The sequence below is a fragment of the Catenibacterium sp. RTP21428st1_D7_RTP21428_210409 genome (assembly GCF_040227455.1).
GTDB lineage: Bacteria > Bacillota_I > Bacilli_A > Erysipelotrichales > Coprobacillaceae > Catenibacterium > Catenibacterium mitsuoka_A.
In genome coordinates, this window is sequence record NZ_JBEHVX010000141.1 from 1 (window position 1) to 2,931 (window position 2,931).

The following is a 2,931-nucleotide window of genomic DNA, read 5'->3' on the forward strand; positions in this document are numbered from 1 at the left end:
ATATTACCTCCGGTAAGATAATATCAATAAAATGAAAAAAGACAAAATAATTATGTAGGTTTTCCAACATTCTTATGCTGTCTTTTACCTACATTTTTATTTTATCCTTAGCAAACTCCTGGCTTTGCTTTTATGCTGTCAACTTTTTAGGGGCAGTTTTCTGGTATCTGTTTTGTTTATTTCATAAATCATTTTTCATGTTCTTAAGGTCAAATAAATCTATAGAAAGAAAAAAGGATAGGCATCAAAAGTTTGGTGACCGAGATGCTTATCCTGTCAAATAAGAACACTATGATAATAATAAAACTTTCATCTAAAATCAAGCATATTACTGAAAATCAATATAAAAAGATTATTCAATCCCTGAACTTCGATGAACTATCATGCCCTAAATGTAATTCCAAAGATCTTCATGCACATGCATCTTATAGTCGCTATGTTGACATCTTTAAACGCAGTCATAAAGTCACAATACAAAGATTAAGATGTCCTGAATGCTGATCTACTCATGCAGTCCTTATTGAGGATATGATTCCCTATTCCATTGCTTCTTATGACTTGATTGTTGATGTTTTAGCTGGCATAGACTTTCTTGAACCTTCTCATGCCGCTTATCTTAAAGATAAGTATCTGAATTATCCCTTTGATTATGATTCATTCTGTAAAGTGAATACCAGAAAAAATTACCTTAATTTTTTTATGCTTCTTCACATGACTTTTATATAGTACAGCTCTTAAGGAATGATGTTACCTATTTCTATGATCACTGCACTTATGACACTGCAAAGAAACAGCTTGAGAAGATCATAATTGATTTCAGAAGCAGCGCTGTTGCAGAAATGAGTCCGGTTGCGAATACTCTTACCAACTGGAAAAAAGAGATCATCAACAGCTTCATAATTGTGGATGACAAGGCAAACAGAAAGATGAATACTGCCATCGTTGAAAACAGAAACAAGTCCATCAAGCTCCTCAAGCATGCCTCAAACGGCTATCTGAACTGGGAGCGATTTCGCAATCGTATCCTTTATACATTAAATGAGGATACAACCCTCTATTACACAAGTATCAGAAAGGATGGTAAATAATATGAGTAAAGTATTTAAACTTATTGTTGATGAGGATAATGAACCAGTAATACTTGAGGAAGATGAAGTTTTAGAAGATATTCTTATTCGTCTGGAGACTATGTCTCACCGAATTGATGATATTCAGTATTCCCTAATAAAAAAATAACGATGAATCTTCATCGTTAGATTTAGATATTTCTGAAATAGACTTTTAGACTATAAAGAAATAAGGGGTGAGATTCACCCCTTACTGCGTAATAATTAAAATATAGGAAACCCCTAGTTATTTTAAATTACCCACCGTTTTGAACGGCGTTTAAATAATCAAATTGCCAATAAATAGTACTTCTAGCACTACATTGATAATTATCAAATAAATAAAGAGTGCTTTCTTATACTTTTTATAATTATTAAATAATGAAATAACTGCAGATACAACAAGTAGTGAAGCCATAACAAGATAGAGTGCTTCAATGATGATGTTCCCTTTCGCAAGAGTTATTCCAAATACATAAAGTATAACAGCCATTAAGCTTGCTGCAAGAGAGACTATAATGATTTTTCTCTGTTTTTCCATTAAGCATCCCTTTCAAGTTCTTTTAATATAGATTCACCAATACCTGGATTTTCTACATTAAAGTTATCTGCAATAGTTGCACCTATTACTGCATAACTTTCAAGTAGTCCTAAGTTTTTAGGATGATGTAATGATTTGCTGTAGATGAGTAGTGGGACATGTTCTCTTGTATGGTCTGTTCCTTTCCAAGTAGGATCATTACCATGATCAGCTGTAATCATGATTAAATCATCATCATTGATTGCAGCCATTAAATCAGAGAGCTGTGCATCAAATTCTTCAATAGCATCTCCATATCCAATCGCATTTCTACGATGTCCATAAACTGCATCAAAATCTACTAGATTCACAAAGATGAGTCCATGTTGGTTTTCTTTCGCAAGTTCAATTGTCTTTTCCATACCATCCTTATTAGAAACAGTATGAATGCCTTTTGTAATACCTTCATCTACAAAAATATCAGGAATCTTCCCAACTCCTACTACATCTAGTCCTGCATCCTTTAAACTATTAAGTACTGTTTTACCAAATGGTTTTAAAGCATAGTCATGTCTATTAGGTGTACGTTTAAATTCTCCTTTTTTACGTCCTACAAAAGGTCTTGCAATGACACGTCCAACCTTCCATCTTTCATCCATGAGTAATTCTCTTGCAATATGACATGCTTCATATAATTCTTCTAATGGAATTATTTCTTCATTCGCAGCAATCTGGAATACAGAATCAGCTGATGTATAAACAATCCAGTCTCCTGTTTCTAATTGCTTTTCTCCTAAATCATCTAAAATCTTAGTACCACTTTCTGCATAGTTTCCAAGACATTTTCTACCTGTCTTTTCTTCAAATAGTTTTATAAATTCTTCAGGAAAACCTGTATCAGTAAATGTCTTAAAAGGTTTTGTGATTTTAAGTCCCATCATTTCCCAATGACCTGTCATTGTATCCTTCCCATTAGATACTTCTTTTAAAGAGGCAGTAGTACCTAATGGATGTGCAATTGGATGAATACCTTTAAAGTCTCCTAGATTACCTAAACCCAAGCCTTCCATATTAATTACATTTAAACCATCTTTTGCTTCACAAATATGACCAATCGTATTGGCACCTTCATCACCAAATAAAGCTGCATCTTCTGCATGTCCAATACCCATAGAATCACATACAATCACAAATACTCTTTTATATAATTCTTTACTCATCGTCTTTCCTGCCACTCAAAATGTGATTAAATATACTCACATCGAGATAATGTAAGTTCTCACGAACATTACTTACTATGTCACC

General features: G+C 33.2%; 5 protein-coding genes. 3 read left to right on the forward strand and 2 right to left on the reverse strand.

Going from position 1 to position 2,931, the window contains the following annotated elements; genetic code table 11:
• Positions 1 to 291: 291 nt before the first annotated feature.
• From ABUA27_RS12405 to ABUA27_RS12415, 3 genes are all read left to right on the forward strand, one after another.
• Positions 292 to 501: a hypothetical protein gene (locus ABUA27_RS12405; RefSeq protein ID WP_349820835.1), complete on the forward strand. Its 210-nt coding sequence runs from the start codon at positions 292 to 294 to the stop codon at positions 499 to 501.
• A 221-nt stretch (positions 502 to 722) separates the two neighbouring features.
• A complete protein-coding gene (locus tag ABUA27_RS12410) occupies positions 723 to 1,088 on the forward strand; it encodes a transposase (RefSeq protein WP_349820838.1) in 366 nt (121 codons plus the stop codon).
• Position 1,089: 1 nt separating this feature from the next.
• Positions 1,090 to 1,236, forward strand: a complete 147-nt coding sequence (locus ABUA27_RS12415) for a hypothetical protein (RefSeq protein ID WP_349820836.1) — start codon at positions 1,090 to 1,092, stop codon at positions 1,234 to 1,236.
• Positions 1,237 to 1,386: 150 nt separating this feature from the next.
• On the opposite strand, the gene ABUA27_RS12420 is transcribed toward ABUA27_RS12415, so the two are convergent.
• Both ABUA27_RS12420 and ABUA27_RS12425 read right to left on the reverse strand, forming a co-directional pair.
• Positions 1,387 to 1,647, reverse strand: coding sequence for a hypothetical protein (locus tag ABUA27_RS12420; protein ID WP_129982341.1), 261 nt, complete (start codon positions 1,645 to 1,647; stop codon positions 1,387 to 1,389).
• Positions 1,647 to 2,846 (reverse strand): phosphopentomutase, encoded by a 1,200-nt coding sequence (locus ABUA27_RS12425; protein WP_349820837.1) that lies wholly within the window; start codon positions 2,844 to 2,846, stop codon positions 1,647 to 1,649. The genes ABUA27_RS12420 and ABUA27_RS12425 overlap by 1 nt, the downstream gene beginning before the upstream one ends.
• Positions 2,847 to 2,931: the final 85 nt, after the last annotated feature.

Bases quoted from the DNA above. Each gene is read 5' to 3' on its own strand.
- ABUA27_RS12405 (WP_349820835.1), top strand. From the start codon at position 292: ATGATAATAATAAAACTTTCATCTAAAATCAAGCATATTACTGAAAAT.
- ABUA27_RS12415 (WP_349820836.1), top strand. From the start codon at position 1,090: ATGAGTAAAGTATTTAAACTTATTGTTGATGAGGATAATGAACCAGTA.
- ABUA27_RS12420 (WP_129982341.1), bottom strand. From the start codon at position 1,647: ATGGAAAAACAGAGAAAAATCATTATAGTCTCTCTTGCAGCAAGCTTA.
- ABUA27_RS12425 (WP_349820837.1), bottom strand. From the start codon at position 2,846: ATGAGTAAAGAATTATATAAAAGAGTATTTGTGATTGTATGTGATTCT.